Annotated in this window: 15 protein-coding genes and 1 pseudogene; 12 read left to right on the top strand and 4 right to left on the bottom strand. The window is 47.0% G+C overall.

The window, feature by feature from the left end; translation table 11 throughout:
• Positions 1-171 precede the first annotated feature (171 nt).
• The 6 genes from TES5_RS01805 (at position 172) to TES5_RS01780 (ending at position 5,058) form a co-directional block, all read left to right on the top strand.
• Entirely contained in the window at positions 172-486 is a 315-nt protein-coding gene (locus tag TES5_RS01805) for a rhodanese-like domain-containing protein (RefSeq protein ID WP_068559112.1), read from the top strand.
• Entirely contained in the window at positions 486-2,138 is a 1,653-nt protein-coding gene (locus TES5_RS01800) for an FAD-dependent oxidoreductase (protein WP_068559365.1), read from the top strand. Before TES5_RS01805 ends, TES5_RS01800 begins: the two co-directional genes overlap by 1 nt.
• A gap of 1 nt (position 2,139) precedes the next feature.
• Complete coding sequence (locus TES5_RS01795) at positions 2,140-2,436, top strand: rhodanese-like domain-containing protein (RefSeq protein ID WP_068559109.1); 297 nt, start codon at positions 2,140-2,142, stop codon at positions 2,434-2,436.
• Positions 2,433-2,696, top strand: coding sequence for a metal-sensitive transcriptional regulator (locus TES5_RS01790; protein ID WP_072763656.1), 264 nt, complete (start codon positions 2,433-2,435; stop codon positions 2,694-2,696). The genes TES5_RS01795 and TES5_RS01790 overlap by 4 nt, the downstream gene beginning before the upstream one ends.
• A gap of 596 nt (positions 2,697-3,292) precedes the next feature.
• The gene (locus tag TES5_RS01785) at positions 3,293-4,207 is read left to right on the top strand and encodes an ABC transporter ATP-binding protein (protein ID WP_068559107.1); all 915 of its coding nucleotides are present in this window, start codon (positions 3,293-3,295) and stop codon (positions 4,205-4,207) included.
• A complete protein-coding gene (locus tag TES5_RS01780; protein WP_068559105.1) occupies positions 4,204-5,058 on the top strand; it encodes an ABC transporter permease in 855 nt (284 codons plus the stop codon). Before TES5_RS01785 ends, TES5_RS01780 begins: the two co-directional genes overlap by 4 nt.
• A 47-nt stretch (positions 5,059-5,105) precedes the next feature.
• Here TES5_RS01780 and TES5_RS01775 read toward each other — a convergent pair whose 3' ends face one another.
• Positions 5,106-6,107, bottom strand: a complete 1,002-nt coding sequence (locus TES5_RS01775; RefSeq protein WP_068559103.1) for a nucleoid-associated protein — start codon at positions 6,105-6,107, stop codon at positions 5,106-5,108.
• 145 nt (positions 6,108-6,252) lie between these two features.
• Between TES5_RS01775 and TES5_RS01770 the strand changes: the two genes are divergently transcribed.
• Both TES5_RS01770 and pyk read left to right on the top strand, forming a co-directional pair.
• On the top strand, positions 6,253-7,182 hold the full coding sequence (locus TES5_RS01770) for an EamA family transporter (RefSeq protein ID WP_068559101.1): 930 nt from the start codon (positions 6,253-6,255) through the stop codon (positions 7,180-7,182).
• 146 nt (positions 7,183-7,328) lie between these two features.
• Positions 7,329-8,750 (top strand): annotated as a pseudogene (gene pyk / locus TES5_RS01765) (pyruvate kinase); the annotation flags it as partial.
• A 131-nt stretch (positions 8,751-8,881) separates the two neighbouring features.
• Here the strand turns inward: pyk and argH are convergent.
• The gene (gene argH / locus TES5_RS01760) at positions 8,882-10,273 is read right to left on the bottom strand and encodes an argininosuccinate lyase (RefSeq protein ID WP_068559099.1); all 1,392 of its coding nucleotides are present in this window, start codon (positions 10,271-10,273) and stop codon (positions 8,882-8,884) included.
• Positions 10,274-10,347: 74 nt separating this feature from the next.
• Complete coding sequence (locus tag TES5_RS01755) at positions 10,348-11,613, bottom strand: Zn-dependent hydrolase (RefSeq protein ID WP_068559097.1); 1,266 nt, start codon at positions 11,611-11,613, stop codon at positions 10,348-10,350.
• 426 nt (positions 11,614-12,039) lie between these two features.
• On the opposite strand from TES5_RS01755, the gene TES5_RS01750 reads away from it, so the two are divergent.
• Positions 12,040-12,789: a gamma-glutamyl-gamma-aminobutyrate hydrolase family protein gene (locus tag TES5_RS01750; RefSeq protein ID WP_068559095.1), complete on the top strand. Its 750-nt coding sequence runs from the start codon at positions 12,040-12,042 to the stop codon at positions 12,787-12,789.
• 146 nt (positions 12,790-12,935) lie between these two features.
• Positions 12,936-13,484, top strand: a complete 549-nt coding sequence (locus tag TES5_RS01745; protein ID WP_068559092.1) for a CDP-alcohol phosphatidyltransferase family protein — start codon at positions 12,936-12,938, stop codon at positions 13,482-13,484.
• 565 nt (positions 13,485-14,049) lie between these two features.
• Here TES5_RS01745 and TES5_RS01740 read toward each other — a convergent pair.
• Positions 14,050-15,219 carry a pyridoxal phosphate-dependent aminotransferase gene (locus TES5_RS01740; protein WP_068559090.1) on the bottom strand — a complete coding sequence of 390 codons (1,170 nt, stop codon included), beginning with the start codon at positions 15,217-15,219 and terminating at the stop codon, positions 14,050-14,052.
• A 281-nt stretch (positions 15,220-15,500) separates the two neighbouring features.
• On the opposite strand from TES5_RS01740, the gene TES5_RS01735 reads away from it, so the two are divergent.
• Positions 15,501-16,139: a hypothetical protein gene (locus TES5_RS01735; protein ID WP_068559088.1), complete on the top strand. Its 639-nt coding sequence runs from the start codon at positions 15,501-15,503 to the stop codon at positions 16,137-16,139.
• A gap of 308 nt (positions 16,140-16,447) precedes the next feature.
• A complete protein-coding gene (ilvD, locus tag TES5_RS01730; RefSeq protein ID WP_068559086.1) occupies positions 16,448-18,145 on the top strand; it encodes a dihydroxy-acid dehydratase in 1,698 nt (565 codons plus the stop codon).
• Positions 18,146-18,197: the final 52 nt, after the last annotated feature.

Genomic DNA, 18,197 nt, shown 5'->3' with positions numbered 1-18,197 from the left:
TGCGGGAGAGCGGTTTAGGCGTTTATTTTGTTGAGTATCGAAAGAATGGCCATGTATCAGGCTTTTTTTACATTTTCAAAATTTTTGAATAATAACTGTTTACAAAATATACCCTATGGGGTATTATAGGTCCATAAGCGATTGATACTACTTACGAAAAAGGAGCCAAGTATGCTATTTAATTTATTCAACAGTCTGCCTTCAATATCCACTAAGGAATTGGAAGCTAAATTAACCGAGAAACCACAAATAATCGATGTCCGTGAACCGAACGAATTCATCGGAGGACATATTCCCGGAGCAAAAAATGTTCCGTTGAGAAAAATGGAGGCATATACCCCCAAGGGTAAGGTGTACGTAATCTGCCAATCAGGTGCACGCAGCAAACGTGCAGCGACTATCTTAAAATCCAAAGGCTACGATGTAGTCAATGTCAAAGGCGGCATGTCCGCATGGTCAGGCCCTACAAGAGGAGGAAAACTATGATGAAAATTGTTATTATCGGTGGAGTGGCGGGCGGGATGTCCGCTGCAACACGGTTGAGAAGATTGAATGAAGATGCAGAAATTATCGTATTGGAAAAAGGACCTTTCGTTTCCTTTGCCAATTGCGGCTTACCATACTATATTTCGGGTGATATCCAAGAACGCAGCGATCTTTTGGTTCAAACTCCTGAACAACTGCGCGCACGTTTTGACTTGGATGTCCGTCCTTTCAGCGAAGCAATCGGAATTGATGCGGATAAAAAAGAAGTGACAGTGCGTTCAAAAGAGGGCGATTATCAATTGGCTTACGATAAAGTCATTTTGTCTCCAGGTGCGAAACCATTCGTTCCGCCGGCAGAAGGCCTATCCGAGGCCAAAAACGTCTTTACAATGCGCAATGTACCGGATGTGGATGCTGTCACAGGATTCATCCTTGAAAATAACCCGAAAAAAGCGGTTGTGATCGGAGCAGGATTTATAGGCCTTGAAATGGCTGAGAGCTTAGCCCACCGTGGTTTGACTGTTACAATCGTCGAAAAAGCACCGCATGTCCTTCCTCCTTTCGATGAAGAAATGGCTGCCTACCTGGCGGATGAGTTGAGAGCAAATGGTGTTACGCTGTATACAGGCGTTGCGGCTACGGCTTTCCAAAATGAAGGTAAAACGATTGTTCTTGAAAATGGCGTGACACTGGAAAGCGATTTGACGATCATGTCAGTCGGCGTCCAACCTGAGAACAGCCTGGCAATCGCTGCGGGTATCGAAACGGGCATGCGCGGCGGTATCCTGGTCGATGAGAACTATGAAACAAGCAAAAAAGACATCTATGCAGTCGGGGATGCAATCATCGTGAAGCAACAGATCACCGGTGAAGACACCATGATCGCTTTGGCTTCACCTGCGAACCGCCAAGGACGCCAAGTAGCCGATGTCATCAGCGGCTTGAACAGAAAAAATAAAGGCAGCATCGGAACTGCAATCGTCCGTGTATTCGGCTTAGCCGGGGGTTCCACAGGTCTGAACGAACGCCAATTGCAGCTGTCAGGAAAAGAATATGCAGTCGTGCACATCCAAGGAAAGAGTCATGCCGGCTACTATCCGAATGCATCAGCAATCGTCCTGAAATTGCTTTTCCATCCGACAACCGGTGAAATTTACGGAGCGCAAGCTATCGGTGCGGATGGCGTAGACAAACGCATCGACATCATCGCTACAGCAATCAAAGGCAATTTAACGGTCCACGATCTGCCAGAATTGGAATTCACATACGCACCTCCGTTCGGTTCAGCCAAAGATCCAGTCAATATGGCCGGCTACGCAGCCATGAACATCATCGAAGGCGTTTCTGAATCCATCCAGTGGTATGAATTGGAAAAGTTGCAGGAAGCAGGCTATCAACTGTTGGACGTCCGCGGCGAGAACGAAATTGCCAGACTCGGTGCCTTGGAAGGGGCCATCAATATCCCTGTCGACGATTTGCGTGCCCGTATCGGGGAATTATCGAAAAAAACACCGATCATCGTCAGCTGCCTCAGCGGTCTGCGCAGCTATATCGCTGAACGAATCTTGAAGCAAAATGGATTTACAGTCAAAAATTTAGATGGTGCATTCAGCTTATATGCAACCGTCAGACCAGAAAAGGTGGTAAAATAAAATGTATCAATCAATTACAATGCCGGAATTCGAACAATTATGGAAAAAAACTCCTGTCAAACTAGTGGACGTACGTGAAGATGACGAATTTGCACATGCACACGTTGATGGCGCCATCTCTATGCCTTTGAGCGGTTTAGAAGACACTGCGGACCAACTGGATAAGGACGAAAATTACTATGTTATGTGCCTGAGCGGTGCTCGCTCAACTGCAGCTTGCCAATATCTTGCTTCAAAGGGCTACAAAGTAACGAACGTAATGGGAGGCATTTCGGCCTGGAGGGGTGAAGTTGTGTGAACCAATACAACAAAAATATAATCAATCGCATGAAGCGTGCGGAAGGGCAAATGCGCGGTATACTCGCCATGATGGAGGACGGCAAAGACTGTTCTGATGTCGTGACCCAATTATCCGCAGTCCGATCCAGTATCGATCGCGCAATGGGTATCATCGTTGCGGAAAATCTCGTCGCTTGTGTGAATGATCAGGAAAAGGACGGCATCTCAAAAGAAGAAAGCGTCCAACAAGCAATCAATCTGCTTGTGAAGAGCAGATAGAGCTTTGGATGCACTGTGGTCGCGAGCGACCAAGTGTATCATGTCTCTAAGCGATTAAAAATCGCGAGAGCCATGACAAATCCCGGGTAGAAATCGAGCACTAAGAGGATATTACGAGAACGGTCGTTTTTTGGCCGTGACGTAATATTAGCTTAGGTGGAGATTTCTGGGAATCAGGACGCATTTGCGAGAGCGCGTGACGAAAATAATAGAAGAGAGGGCTGGTCTCATTTGAGACCAGCCCTCTTTTTGCGAGGAGAGCGATGATAGCGAGCTCTGGTTGTCCGATTCAGTCGGATTATCGGACAACCTCTGGGTAAGCACCCTCAGCTCCGGCGAGGATCCACCCGCCGGAGGATACCGGTAACTTTCAGCCCCACCTCCTGCCAAACTTCTCCCATCGGAGGAAAAAAACAGAATGTTTTCCGAACTCCGGCGAAGCCTCCGTTCACCGGAGTACACATGCAAAACACTAAACTCCGTATGCCTGCGCACAATTATTTTGTCTCCATTCCCCATTCTGATACACTGAACATGAAGAAGTTTTTTTATATTCTGGATGGACATAGCTGCACTATCAGAGAGGGTGTTTTCAGTTGGACAAAATCATAGAAGTCAGAGGCTTATCAAAGCGTTTCGGAGATGTGCAGGCGGTCAAGAACATCGATTTCCATGTGAATGCCGGTCAGCTTTTTGCATTTTTGGGACCGAACGGAGCAGGCAAGTCAACGACGATCGATATCATTTGTACACTGCTGCAGGCCGACAGTGGGGAAGTCAGGATCAACGGGTATACTTTGGGAAAGGATGACTTTGCGATCCGCTCCGATATAGGCGTCGTTTTCCAAACAAATTTATTGGATAAACTGTTGACCGTAAAGGAAAACCTTGAGGTGAGGGGGAGCTTTTACGGACTGTCCAAATCGGAATGGGAACCGGCTTTTCTTCGAGCGACTCAGGCTGCTGGAGTAACGGAGTTTTTGGACAGGCCGTACGGAAAGTTGTCCGGTGGGCAGAAGCGGCGAGCGGATATCGGGCGGGCTTTGATCAACACGCCAAAGATTCTCTTTTTGGACGAACCGACGACGGGCTTGGATCCCCAAACCCGTAAGAATGTTTGGGATACGATCCGGAAACTCCAGGCAGAACACGGGATGACGATTTTTCTGACGACGCATTATATGGAGGAAGCGGCCAGCGCAGATTATGTCGTCATCATCGATGAAGGCGAAATCATCGCGGAAGGGACTCCGGATGCGTTGCGGGAAAGATACAGCTCTGATGTATTGAAGATGCGGACCGGAACAGTTTCCGAAGTGAGCCGTATTTTGGATGCGCATCAGATGCAGTATGAGTTGCAAAAAGATCTTTTCCGTGTGAAATTAGCTAAAACATTGGATGCGTTACCCATTCTGGAGCAATGCAAAACTTATCTGACTTATTTTGAAGTGGTGGCGGGTTCGATGGATGATGCCTTCATTGCGATCACAGGAAAGCAGGTGCAGGAATGATACCTATTGTCGGACGCAACATCAAAATATTTTTCAGGGACAAGGCGAATGTCTTCTTTTCCTTGTTGGCAGTGCTGATCATCATCGGACTCTACGTTTTTTTCCTGGGCAAGAATTTGACTAGTGGTTTAGGGGATTCGCCAGGTGCTCAGTACGTCATGGATAGCTGGATCATGTCCGGTGTCATCTCGGTTTCCGGTGTGACGACGACGATGGGGGCATTCGCCGTCATGATCGATGACCGGGCCAATAAAATTTTGAAGGATTTTACGGTATCACCGATCCGTTCGAGCAAATTGGCGGCAGCCTATATCCTGAGTTCGGTGGTTGTTGGCTTCATCATGAGTCTCGTCACGTTCGTGTTGGCCGAAGCTTATATCTTCCTGAATGGTGGGGAATTGTTGGCTCCGCTCGCCATACTGAAGATGCTCGGCCTGATCCTGCTCACCGTGTTGACGAGTAGTGCAATGGTCTATTTTCTGACCTCTTTCTTCAATAGCCAGAACGCTTTCGCGACTGCCAGCACGATTCTTGGCACCATCATCGGCTTCCTTGCCGGGGTGTACGTGCCGATTGGGCAGTTCTCGGATAATGTGCAGACGATCATCAAACTGTTTCCGATGACCTATTCGGCTTCTTTGATGAGGCAAGTGATGATGGAGGAACCTTTGAAAATCTCGTTCGAAGGCGCTCCGGTTGAAGCGTTGGATGCCTTCAAACTGATGATGGGCCATACCATCCGCTTCGGGGAATCCGCAGTGACTCCCTTCACCAGTATGCTGATTCTGATCGCCACCGCATTGTTGCTTTACGGCCTGTCCATCCTGAACATATCCAGAAAAGCGAAATAAGCAAAGAACCGACGGCATCTCAATGAGCGCTGTCGGTTCTTTTGTAGTTAAAACAGATTTTTGATTTTCTCGATATTTTTGATGATGACGGATGTGGTGCCATCAGGATTATTGATGAATTCCACGACATCCGGGTCTTTGTAAAGCTCCAGTGGAATGCTGATCTCGATGCCGTTATTGAGCCGGAATTTTTGTTTGGAATATTTTGGGCCGGCGACGGCAGCTTCCGCTGGGGCCCGATCGACATAACCCAATTCTTCGACCTGCTCGAAATATTTCTGCTTCTTGGCGAAGTTATCGCCGAACAAGGCTTCAGCGATTTTTTCGTTATCGATGAGATTATCTTCCTGCATGCTCGTGACGATGGCTTCCTTCGTTTCGGCCAATACTTGGAATTCTTCGTCGTTGAAGGCTTTGCTGGTCTTTTGGACAGCCTTTTTGATGATCGAGATGTTCTCCTTCAGGCTCGGTTTCGGTGTATCCTCCAGGAACATTTCCGTGAAGTAGTTCACCTTTTCACCGAGTTCTGCGATCATGTGTTTTTTCTCGATGACATGGTATACCATCTGCTCCAAATTCACGACAAGGCCTTCCTGGATAGCTTGTCTTTGCGAAGGCAGGATGGCACGGTTCAGGATGATCTGGTTGGTTAGAATATCCCCTTCATACGAAACAAAGTGCGTATAGCTGTCTGAGTAATTCAGCTTGAATACCCCAAGGCATGGCACTTCATCCAATTCAAAATGCGCGATCAGCAGATCCGCGGGCGGGATTTCGGGATTCAATTTGGTCACATTGAAGAATTTTTCCGACAAGGCTTTCGTGCCTTCGACGAAATCGCTTTGACAATTCTTGAACAGGGCAGTCATCTGATTGTCCTCTTCCAAAATCCCGTCCTTCATGCTGTCTGAATCTTCGACCTTTGCGACCATGGCTTCGATATATTCGATCATCATGCGTTCGGATGTATCCAGGCCGGCATAGGAAAAAATCGGTTCATTCGTGTTGATGTCCAAAATGTGTAAAATGGCTTCTTTAATGCGTATCAATTTTGTCAACCTCCGTTTTCGTTCACGCTTATCAGTATCCCACAAAATCGTTCTTCGGACAAAGTAAAAATATCAGCTTTCTATTTGTCCGGCCATCGCATATAATGATGTTATTTGAAAAAAAGTAAAGGAAAGGAGGGATGGAATGTCTCACTATAAATCCGGGGTGCTATTCACCGTTGTGGGTGCTTTGTTGTGGGGGATTTCGGGCACCAGTGGGCAGTTTCTGCTGCAGCAGCGCGGGTTGACATCCGGCTGGTTGGTCGCTGTCAGAATGCTGATGGCCGGTTTGATTTTGTTGATGTTGTGCTACAAAAAAGAAAAAGAGGCTATCTTTCGGGTCTGGAAAGATAAGCGGGACCGCAGGGATTTGTTCCTGTTCGCGGCTTTGGGTCTGTCCTTTTGCCAATACACGTATTTTGCTACAATCAGTCATTCAAACGCAGGAACAGCTACAGTCCTGCAATTTTTGGCTCCGGTTCTGATCATGATTTACCTTTCCGTCAAGAACAGAAAATTACCGCGGCCAGCTGAATTAACAGCCATCACCTTTGCGGTCGCCGGCATTTTCCTGTTGGCCACACATGGCCGATTTGATAGTCTGGCCATATCACAGGAGGCATTGATTTACGGCCTCTTGTCGGCTGTTTCTGTCGTCATCTACAATCTGCAGCCTGCCCGGCTCATCAAAACTTATGGAACGCTGCTGTCGTTGGGGTGGGGGATGCTGATAGGTGGCATTCTGCTTTCGTTAGTGTATCAACCTTGGCGGATCATCGGTACTTGGGACCTTGCAGCATTTGCAGCATTGCTGGTCATCATCATCTTTGGGACGGTGATTTCTTTCAGCCTCTATCTGGAGGGAGTACATCGTATCGGCGCAACAATCGGAAGCCTACTTTCATCGGCCGAACCGCTTTCTGCAACGTTCCTTTCCGTTTTTTGGTTAGGGACCAGTCTGCACTGGACGGATCTGGTCGGTATCGTGTTGATTCTTTCAACCGTATTCCTGTTGACGTTGAAAACAAAACCGATAAAAGCAAGCGAGATTATCCAAACCGAGCCGAATATCTGAATATCAAGGAAAACGTGAGGCTTTTTGGCATCACGTTTTTTGCATTCCATAGCGTCATAATTTCTAAATACAGGCATTTGTTCTATAATGAAGATAGGTAAATGTCAGGTTATGAAGAGGGTCAAATCAGAAATGAGGGGATCATATTGAAAAAAACGAAGATAGTCTGCACAATCGGACCAGCCAGCGATTCCGTCGATGTGCTGGTAAGGATGATGTACAGCGGCATGAATGTAGCACGTTTGAATTTTTCGCACGGTGCACACGATACGCATATGATCAGCCTGAATAATGTCAGGGAAGCTGCACGATTGGCGAACAAAAATATAGGTATCATGCTGGATATCCAAGGCCAGAAAATCCGCACAAATAAGATGACCGATGACGCCGTTACCTTGGTTTCCGGGGAGTCGGTAACCATCAGCATGAAACCTGTGCTGGGAACAAAAGAAAAATTTTCTGTCACCTATCCTGAGCTGATCAATGATGTGACGATCGGCATGCATATTTTGATCGATGATGGCCTGTTGGTTCTGGAGGTTACGGACATCGATTATGAAGCTAAAGAGATCATAGCGATTATCCAAGTGGGCGGTACCCTGAAGAATTCAAAAGGTATCAATGTGCCGGAAGCCAAGTTCAGTATGCCGGGGCTGACGGAAAAAGATGCTGCGGATATCCGCTTCGGTGTTCAGCAAGGAGTGGACTTCATCGCTGCAAGCTTTGTCCGAAGACCTGATGATATCCTGGAAATTATCGAAATCCTTGAAGAAATGGATGCGACGGACACGCAGATCATCGCCAAAATCGAAAACCAGGAAGGCGTCCAGAATGCCGAAGAGATACTCAAGGTGTGCAGCGGCCTGATGGTGGCGCGCGGCGATTTGGGTGTGGAAATCAACGGAGGCGACGTTCCAATCGTACAGAAAGACCTGATCCGGAAATGCAATCTGGCAGGAAAACAGGTCATCACCGCCACGCAGATGTTGGACTCCATGCAATGGAATCCGCGTCCGACAAGGGCAGAAGCGAGCGACGTCGCGAACGCCATATTTGACGGAACAGACGCAGTCATGCTTTCCGGCGAATCTGCTGTCGGCCAGTACCCAGTCGAAACTGTCGCGATGATGGCGCGTATCGCGGAACGGACGGAAGAAGCTCTTGAGGCAAATGGCGGCAACCTTTCCGCATTGTCCATGTTCGACAAGGCCTCCGTTACCGAAGCGATCAGCCAAGCTGCAGCCCGCACGGTCATGAATTTGGGCATCAAGACCATCGTAGCGGCAACCAGCTCCGGGCATACGGCCCGGATGATCTCAAAATACCGCCCGAAAGCGAATATTTTGGCTGCAACCTACAACGAAAGGGTGCAGAGAGGGCTGACGCTTGTCTGGGGTGTGCAAGCTTTCGTCATTGCAGAGCCTGAAAATGTTGACGATATGCTAAATAATGTAACCGCATTGGCGAAAGAAAAGGGCTTCGCGCAACCTGGAGACGCCATCGTCATCACTGCCGGGACGCCGATAAGAGAAAGCGGCACGACCAATTTGATGAAAATCGAACGCATACCTGATTGAATGCAAAACACTGAGTAGATCGGTTTTTTGTATTGGGATTGGATTTATACTAAGAGATTCCCCGCCAAACCACAGAAAGAGGCAGCCTCGAAATGAGGCTGCCTCTTTCTATTAAGGATTGATTAGGAGATGATCTGGTAGTCTTCTAATTTTGTTTTGACTGCTTCGATATGCTCTTTCACGCGTTCCGGTGCTGGTCCGCCGGCTACATTTCTGCGGATGACGCATTCCTTCAGGTCGACCTTCTTATAGATGGTTTCGTCAAAAGCATTCGAGTGTTTTTTGTACATCTCCAACGGGAAGTTTTCCAGCGTAAGGTTCTGTTCTTCGCACTCTTTCAGGATGTTTCCGGTGATCTGGTAAGCGTCACGGAAAGGGATACCTTTTTCGACAAGGTAATCGGCGCAGTCGGTGGCATTCAGATAGCCTTTTTGTGAAGCCGTCAGCATGGCTGCTTCCATCACGTCCATATCGTTCAACATTGCAGGCAGGATTTCCAAACAGAAGGTCACTGTGTCGATCGCTTCGAACAGCAATTCTTTTTCTTCCTGCATGTCTTTGTTGTATGCGAGCGGCAAACCTTTCATCAAAGTCAATACGCCCATCAAATCGCCGAAGACACGACCGGATTTTCCGCGCAGTAATTCCGCGATGTCCGGATTTTTCTTCTGCGGCATGATGCTGGAGCCGGAAGAGAACGTATCCCGGATTTTCACAAAGCCGAATTCCTGTGATGACCAGATGATGACTTCTTCAGCCAGACGGGAAATGTGGACCATGATGATCGACAGATCCGCCAACATTTCTAAGGAATGGTCGCGATCGGATACGCCATCCAAACTATTCCGGGAAAAATCCTTGAATCCGAGTGCTTCAGCAGTGAAGGCGCGGTCCAACGGAAGAGTTGTAGTCGCAAGCGCGGCACTGCCCAGCGGCATATAATGCAGAACCCGTTCTTTGGCATCATCCAAACGGGACTTGTCCCTCAGGAACATCTCCGTGTATGCCATCAGGTGATGGGCAAAAGTGATCGGTTGTGCACGTTGCAGATGGGTGTAACCTGGCATGATCGTTTCCAGATGCTCTTCAGCTTTTTCGCTCAATGCGAGGGCAACGTTGGCAGTGAGGCTTGACAGGTGCTCCAACGCAGATACAGAATACAATTTCAAAGCAGTCGCTACTTGATCGTTACGGCTTCTTCCTGTGTGGACCTTTTTGCCGATAGCGCCAAGGCGACGCGTCAGTTCTGCTTCCAGGAAGCTGTGGATATCTTCTTCCGAGAAATCGATGGTCAGATCGCCATCCTGCAGTTCATCATTCATTTTGCCCAGTTCATTGACGAGGGCATCCGCTTCTTCGCGGGGAATGATTTCGGTTTTGCCCAACATTTTTGCGTGAGCGATACTTCCGGCGATATCGGCATAGACCAGACGGGCATCCGCATCGATGGATGAATTGAATTCAAATGCCTTTTCATTCATGGAACCGTGATAATTATTTGACCAAATTGCCATAATTTCCTCCTCGGCAGGGTGCTTAACTTTAGGTGGATCAATACACTGCAATCCCTGGCTGTTTTAATAGTGTTTTAGTACGTTTCTGTGTTGCTGCTTTTTTCTTTTGCTTCCGTCAATTGTACAATTGTTTCGAACGCAACTTCAATCCCTTTTTGCAATTGCGCATAATCCGTCCATTCTTCCGGTGTATGGCTGATGCCATCTTTGCTGGGAACGAAAATCAAGCCTGTTTCAGTGAAATCCGCGAATATCATAGCGTCATGACCGGCACCGCTGACCATTTTCCGGTAACGCAGACCCAGTTTTTCGCAATTTTCGATCAGCAAGGTTTGGATATCCGCTGACATCTCGACCGGCTCCGCATAGAGTAACTCCTCGGTACTGAAAGAGATGCCGGGTATTTTCACATCAGCCACAAGCTGCTCGATTTTCTGCAGGATGCGCTGGATAGTATCGCTATGGGCGGAACGGATATCCACCGTAAAAGTAACCTGATTCGGGATGACATTGGCTCCGTTTGGGAGGACGTTCAGTTTTCCGACAGTCAAAACCGGCCTATCAGGTTCATCCAATACCATTCCCGGCAGTTCCTTCAATATCGATACCGCCCCCGCGAGGGCATCAGCACGACCTTCCATAGGAGTCGTTCCCGCATGGCCGGATTTCCCTTTCACTGTGATGCGAATTTCGGTCATACCGACAATCATCTCGACGATACCCACATCCTGAGCTGCTGCTTCCAATAAAGGACCCTGTTCGATATGCAATTCCAGAAAGGCTTTTACATCCTTTCCGGTGCGCTGAGCCGAGCCGATTTCAGCAGCGTTGAAACCCATTTTTTCCATTGCTTCAGCTGCGGAAAGACCGGTATTGTCCTTCATTTCGTTCAAATCTGCAAGAGTGATTTGGCCGGCTATCATGCGGGAACCCAGCACGCCGCCTCCGAATCGGGAACCTTCTTCTTCGATCATGGCAATGACTTCGAGCGGGTATTGAGGTTCGAAGCCATAATCCCTGAACATAGCGGCTACTTCGAGTCCGGTGACGATGCCAGCAGGGCCATCGAAAGAGCCTCCATTCGGGACACTGTCAAAATGTGAACCGATGATGACCGCAGGCGCATTTTTCAAGGCACCTTCCATTCTTCCATAAATGTTTCCGACGGCATCTTCCCGTACAACCAGGCCGAGGTTATTCATTTCTTGTTTGATGTAATGGCGGGCTGCTGCATCTTCCTTACTATAGGAAAGTCTGGTCGTTCCGTGCCCAGGAGTTGAGGTAAAACGTGCAAGTGACTCGATGTGGTTATCGATGCGGTGTTTATTTGCCTTAAACATAATTATTTGTAGGTCTCCCTTCTTAATGCTGCCTATTTACAAGGCTATATGCAAATGCGGACATTCTCATTTTTTTTTAATTTCATTTTCTATATTGAATCCTAGAGCAAAAATAACCAAAAAGCAAGATAAATCAAGGTTTATCATAATAAACGGAGCATAAAAATGAACAGGGCTACTGAAAACTGCCGCAAATCGCGATTGACAGAGAGACAACAGCACGTTACAATATCATTAATTTATTTTTAAATGTGAATTTGATGAAAAAAGTATTGGGAAGTAATGAAATAAGCAGTGGGATGAGAAGAATCTACAGCTGTATGATCATATAGATATATGTTGCGGGAAAGGAAAGCTTGTACCTGGAAAGTGTCCGTGAAGCATGGCCACACTTCATTAGAAAAAATGTGACGGGAGGAATAATGGGTGAAACCGATTATAGGAATTGGAGGCAACCATCTGACTACTGAACTCGGAAATCAGATGGAAAAAACATATACACCGCAAGGATTTATTGATGGTGTACAAGTAGCAGGAGGAATTCCGCTTGTGATTCCGATCAGCGATCCAATGGATGCAGAGCACTATATAAACGCCGTGGATGGATTGATTTTGGCGGGCGGTCAGGACGTATCTCCTATTCTTTATGATGAGGAACCGACACATCGCTTGGGTGTCACGCATCCGGCAAGGGATGCTTTTGAGATTGCATTGGCCAGAGAGGCATACAATCAATGCAAACCGATTTTTGCGGTATGCCGCGGCATGCAGTTGATCAATGTTGCTTTTGGTGGCAGCCTGCATCAGGATATCAGCCAGCTTGAAAAGTATGATGTCCAACATGACCAAAAAACGAACATCCAGTATGCTTCCCATTCGATTTCGATTGCCCCGAATAATTTCTTGCGTTCCTTTTTAGGGGAGAAACACCTCGTCAACTCTTTCCATCATCAAGGCGTCAAAGAATTGGCGGAGCCTTTTGAGGCCATCGCTTGGAGCTCCGACGGGTTGATTGAGGCTTTCCAGGCAAAAGAAAGAAGCCAGAATATCTTCGCGGTGCAGTGGCATCCGGAGTTTATGCTGGCCTCTTCCCAGAAAATGCAATATTTCTTTGATGAGATCGTCTTCCTGGCGGGAACAGGCATCCATTATCAAGACAACGTGATGCATTATTAAGTATTGTTCAAAACCCTGCAGCTATCCGGTTGCTGGGTTTTTGAACTTTTGTGTGGGTTCGAATCTGCTAAAAAATAGCTAAAGCACCCGCTATAGATTAGAATATAGGTAAGAAGAATGCCAATGGTAGCTGGGAGGCAAATGATATGAAACGTGTACCGAACATCTTGACGCTGATTCGCCTATTTTTGATTCCATTTTATTTGACGGTCTTCTATTCCGATACGGCGCATCCGGTCCGGTGGGCGATGATTATTTTTCTGGTCGCCAGCCTTACCGACATCATCGATGGCTATATCGCCAGGAAATATGATGCCATCACGAAATTCGGACAGGTGGCTGACCCGTTTGCGGATAAAGTGATGCAGGTTTCGGTTCTGTACACTTTGATGGACATCGGGTATATCGAAAACTGGTTTTTCCTGATCGTATTGATAAAAGATGGCCTGCAAATATTCCTGGGCGTGGCTTTGCTGAATGTCGAGCCGAAGATCATCGTGCCGGCGAATGTGTTCGGAAAAGCCACTACCGTTCTGATTTTTGCAACGATCTTGCTTTCTTTGTTCCGCCTGCCGGGATTGATCTACCTGCAGTTGTTCGTCGGGGGATTAGCTGTTTTCACTTTCTCCCAGTATGCCTATCATGTTTGGCAAGCATGGGAAAAAAATAAGTCAGCTAAAACCGATAACCAATGAACAAAAAAACGACGAGGAAACTCGTCGTTTTTTTTGTAGTGTAGGATAAATTTATTGTATTCAAAAGTGCATCACCGTAGGTGTTTTACAGAGTTTCAAAATGTTCCATGTATCCCATAGCGTTGGCTAGCTTCACGGGTAAGCCCTTCGGAAAAAAGAATAAGGAACCTCTTGTCTCTGCGAGCCAAGACATACTGTTCGACTTGTCATGGTTCTTGCCATCTTTGATGGCTTAGAAACATGATACAACTGACCGGTACGGTCACGTTGATTCCTTTGTTTCGAAAGTCTCTCAGCAATTGCGCTCTTCGATGCTCATTTGCATGGGAGACTTAGGGATTCATCCCTTAGACTCCCAGTATAAGGTGACCGAAGGGAACGTTGCGAGGCCAGATTTCCTAAATTGTCATGACTCTTGCGATTTCAATCGCTTATTCCTGTCATCAGGCCATCCAACTGGTCTCGCAGTGAGGCCATCTGATGTCGCACTGTGACATCAGAGTACTTGACCGATTAGGTCACAGTGTTTTCTTAATCAGGGCTGAACGAACCCGTTCAGCTTTTCCTATAAATGCGGATAAGCTTTTATGACATAGGCTTTGATGCGATCTACGGCTTCCTGAAGGACTTCTTCGGATTCGGCAAACGGAATCCTCAAGTAGCCTTCACCCATTTTCCCGAAAGCGGAGCCTGGCGTAAGTGCTACGTGGGTTTCAGTCAAGATTTCCATCGCAAAATCATAGGAAGATTTGCCGAATGCTTTGATGTTCGGGAAGGCATAAAAGGCGCCTTCCGTGCTCAGGCATTTGAAGCCGGGGATCTGGTTCAATCCGTCGACGATGATATGGCGGCGACGGTCATATTCTTCCAGAAAATACTGAACATCATCCTGCGGTCCGGTGATTGCAGCGATTGCGGCTTCTTGGATGAATGGAGGTACGCAGAATCCGACACCTTCTCTGAACTCGGCCATGCGATCGATGGCTTCATGATTGCCTACGACGTAGCCGATCCGCCAACCCGTCATCGCATAGGTTTTGGATAAGCTGTTCACCACGAAATGATTTTCTTTTGCGCCGGGTATCTGGAACAGGCTGAAATGTTTTTTTTCGTCATAAATAAGACTTTCATAGACTTCATCCGACAGAATCGCAACCTGATGGCGATCGGCCAAGGCCACGATAGCCTCCATATCGCTCTGATCGAGAATAGAACCCATCGGATTGTTCGGGGTATTCAAAATGATCAAACGCGTTTTGTTGGTGAGGACGTGTTCGATGTCTGTAGCCTGCATCTTGAATGAATTTTCTTCGTATACGGGTACCGGGACCACTTTAGCACCCAACAGCATGATCTGGCCGAGATAATTCGGATAGCTCGGATCGGCGATGATCACCTCATCGCCTGGATTCAGGATTGACATCATCACATGCAGGATACCTTCCGTTCCGCCGAAAGTTGCCATGACTTCATTCGGTTTGAAGGGGACACCGGTCTGATCCGTATATTTTTTTGCTACGGCTTGCTGGAAGGAAAGCTCGCCGACATTCGGTCCGTAGTGGGTGTGATTTGCGGCAATCGCATCCTGTGCGGCTTTTTTGATGGCTTCCGGTGTTTCGAAATTCGGTTCCCCCATCGTCAGCATCAGCGTGTCATCGAATTGGGCGGCTAATTTTGCCATTTTTCGGATGCTGGATGCAGGATAGTTTTTGGATAGTTCAGACCAATGGTACATATAGGTTTGCTCCCTTTATTCGATTTTTCTTCTATTTTATCAGATATACTCTGACTATCCTAGTGTCGGTAGGGGAGGGCGTGCACATGAGAGTGCTGAAAGAAGCAAAAGATAATTTTTTGAAAAAATACTTGCAGTCTGATTGTTTTGGTATAATCAAGTGATAGCTATAGAAAGCAGAACGACTTTACATTTTCCATAACGGTATGATCCGCCTTATCGTTCAATGTACTGATAGGGGTAAAAGTCAGATTTTGTAATAATAATTTAGGAGTACAAAGATGTCAGAACAGGAGATTTATTTATTGTTGACGGATACAGGGTCTATTTTGACGCGGACCATCAAACTGTTTACGAGGAAAAAATACAATCACATATCCTTGGCGTTTGATGCAGTGTTGGAGGATACCTTCAGTTTCGGCAGGAAAAAAGCCAACAATCCTTTTATAGGAGGCTTCATACACGAAGATGTGACATCCGATTTCTACAGCCGTGCAAAATGTGCGGTGTATGCGTTGACGGTTTCAGAGGAACAGGCGAAGGTAATGAGGGCGTATGTTTCTTCATTCGAAAAGGACAAAGAAAAGTATCGTTATAACCTTTTAGGCCTAGTGCCTGCTCTGTTCAATAAAGAGTGGGAAAGGAAAAATTATTATTTCTGTTCTCATTTTGTGTCATCTGTATTAGTTAAAGGAGGCGTGATGCAGTCCAATAAGCCCATGACACTGATGAGGCCGATGGACGTTTTGGAAGCTTTGCCCTGCATACCCATTTATGAAGGGGTTCTTAGTCAATTCAATGAGCTATCCATGGCTGCGGACCAGCAAGAGTTGGTATCTGAAATGAAAATGACCCTCGATCCGGACACTGCGGAACTTTACTTTCCGGAAAACTTCTCTCCGGTTCCTCTCTTTCGGTAACACGATGCAGGGAGAAAAGTGGCAGGAATATGAAAGGAAAATAAAATCATTGACTTATTTCTAATTTGGATTTAATATTTAGAGAAAGATAATGGAAGGAGTTGCAGTATGATGAGAAGAATGAACGTGCACCGTACAACAGATTGCCATGCTGTAAACACTTTATTAGTCATTATTATGCCCTAGGATTCAAACTATTCAATTAGTTGAGTCCTATTCTTAGTGAATCAGGGCTCGACGTAAGCTGGAGCCCTACATCACATGAGGGCTTCTTTTTTATAAATATACGGAAAAAAGGGGAGACAGCAATGCGTAGTGATAAAATCAAAAAGGGAATAGATAAGGCGCCACATCGTTCCTTGTTGCGAGCGACCGGACAAATCAGGGAAGAAGGAGACATGGACAAACCGTTCATAGCTGTCTGCAATTCCTATACAGATATCGTGCCTGGTCACGTGCATTTAAGAGAATTAGGCGATATCGCCAAAGAAGCGATCCGTGAAGCCGGCGGGATTCCTTTTGAGTTCAACACGATTGGTGTTGATGACGGAATCGCGATGGGACACATCGGGATGCGTTATTCATTGCCGTCACGCGAAATCATTGCTGATGCCGCTGAAACGGTCATCAACGCACACTGGTTCGACGGTGTCTTCTACATCCCAAACTGCGATAAAATTACACCGGGTATGCTGTTGGCTGCTGTCCGTACCAATGTTCCAGCAATTTTCTGCTCAGGCGGCCCGATGAAGGCAGGTCTTTCCGCTACCGGACAGGCTCTGACATTGTCATCCATGTTTGAAGCGGTCGGAACTTTTAAAGAAGGCAAAATGACAGAAGAAGAGTTTTTCGATATGGAAGCCAATGCTTGTCCAACATGCGGTTCTTGTGCGGGTATGTTCACCGCCAACTCGATGAACTGTTTGATGGAAGTATTGGGATTGGCATTGCCATACAACGGTACTGCTTTGGCAGTCAGTGACGAGAGAAGAGAACTGATCCGCGAAGCGGCTTTCAAATTGATGGACTTAGTCAAAAAAGACATCAAACCGCGTGACATCATCACTGCTGAAGCAATCGATGATGCCTTCGCCTTGGATATGGCGATGGGTGGTTCGACGAATACAGTGCTGCATACATTGGCTTTGGCGAAAGAAGCCGGAATCGACTATGACATGAACCGCATCAACGAAATTGCGGAAACAACTCCGTACCTGTCAAAAATCGCACCATCATCTGCTTTCTCCATGCATGATGTGCATGAAGCAGGCGGTGTCCCTGCAATCATGAATGAATTGATCAAACACGGCAACTTGCATCCGGATCGTATCACTGTCACCAGCAAGACGATCCGCGAAAATGTCGCAGGACACGAAATCAAGAACGAAGAAGTCATCCATAAATACGAAAATGCCTATTCTCCGGTCGGTGGGTTGTCCATCCTGAACGGTAATATCGCTCCTTTCGGCGGCGTCATCAAAGTCGGCGGCGTGGATGCAGACATCAAAAAATTCGTCGGAAAAGCGATCTGCTTCAGTAGCCATGATGAAGCGGTGGAAGCAATCGACAACCGCACCGTTAAAAAAGGCCATGTTGTCGTCATCCGCTATGAAGGACCTAAAGGTGGACCCGGAATGCCGGAAATGCTGGCACCGACATCTTCCATCGTAGGACGCGGCTTAGGCCGTGATGTTGCACTGATCACGGATGGCCGTTTCTCAGGTGCCACTCGCGGTATCGCAATCGGACACATCTCTCCGGAAGCAGCTTCAGGCGGCCCGATCGGCTTGATTGAAGACGGGGATGAAATCGTCATTGATCTTGAGCACCGTACGATCAACGTAAGCGTTGCTGACGAAGTACTTGAAGAAAGAAAGAAAAAGCAAACACGCTTTGTATCGAAAGTGAAGACAGGTTGGTTGGCACGTTACGCCGCTTTGGTTACATCAGCCAATACCGGTGGCGTTCTGAAGACACCGGAAGAGATCTTTGCAGAATACGAATAAAAAGAAGGTGAGCTGTCTCAAAATTGGAGATAGCTCACCTTCTTTTTGCGTA

This window comes from Trichococcus sp. ES5 (genome assembly GCF_900067165.1).
GTDB classification, from domain to species: domain Bacteria; phylum Bacillota; class Bacilli; order Lactobacillales; family Aerococcaceae; genus Trichococcus; species Trichococcus flocculiformis.
This window is presented reverse-complemented; position numbering and strand designations above follow the sequence as displayed.

Bases quoted from the DNA above. Each gene is read 5' to 3' on its own strand.
- TES5_RS01805 (WP_068559112.1), top strand. From the start codon at position 172: ATGCTATTTAATTTATTCAACAGTCTGCCTTCAATATCCACTAAGGAA.
- TES5_RS01800 (WP_068559365.1), top strand. From the start codon at position 486: ATGAAAATTGTTATTATCGGTGGAGTGGCGGGCGGGATGTCCGCTGCA.
- TES5_RS01795 (WP_068559109.1), top strand. From the start codon at position 2,140: ATGTATCAATCAATTACAATGCCGGAATTCGAACAATTATGGAAAAAA.
- TES5_RS01780 (WP_068559105.1), top strand. From the start codon at position 4,204: ATGATACCTATTGTCGGACGCAACATCAAAATATTTTTCAGGGACAAG.
- TES5_RS01770 (WP_068559101.1), top strand. From the start codon at position 6,253: ATGTCTCACTATAAATCCGGGGTGCTATTCACCGTTGTGGGTGCTTTG.
- argH (WP_068559099.1), bottom strand. From the start codon at position 10,273: ATGGCAATTTGGTCAAATAATTATCACGGTTCCATGAATGAAAAGGCA.
- TES5_RS01755 (WP_068559097.1), bottom strand. From the start codon at position 11,613: ATGTTTAAGGCAAATAAACACCGCATCGATAACCACATCGAGTCACTT.
- TES5_RS01745 (WP_068559092.1), top strand. From the start codon at position 12,936: ATGAAACGTGTACCGAACATCTTGACGCTGATTCGCCTATTTTTGATT.
- TES5_RS01740 (WP_068559090.1), bottom strand. From the start codon at position 15,219: ATGTACCATTGGTCTGAACTATCCAAAAACTATCCTGCATCCAGCATC.
- TES5_RS01735 (WP_068559088.1), top strand. From the start codon at position 15,501: ATGTCAGAACAGGAGATTTATTTATTGTTGACGGATACAGGGTCTATT.
- ilvD (WP_068559086.1), top strand. From the start codon at position 16,448: ATGCGTAGTGATAAAATCAAAAAGGGAATAGATAAGGCGCCACATCGT.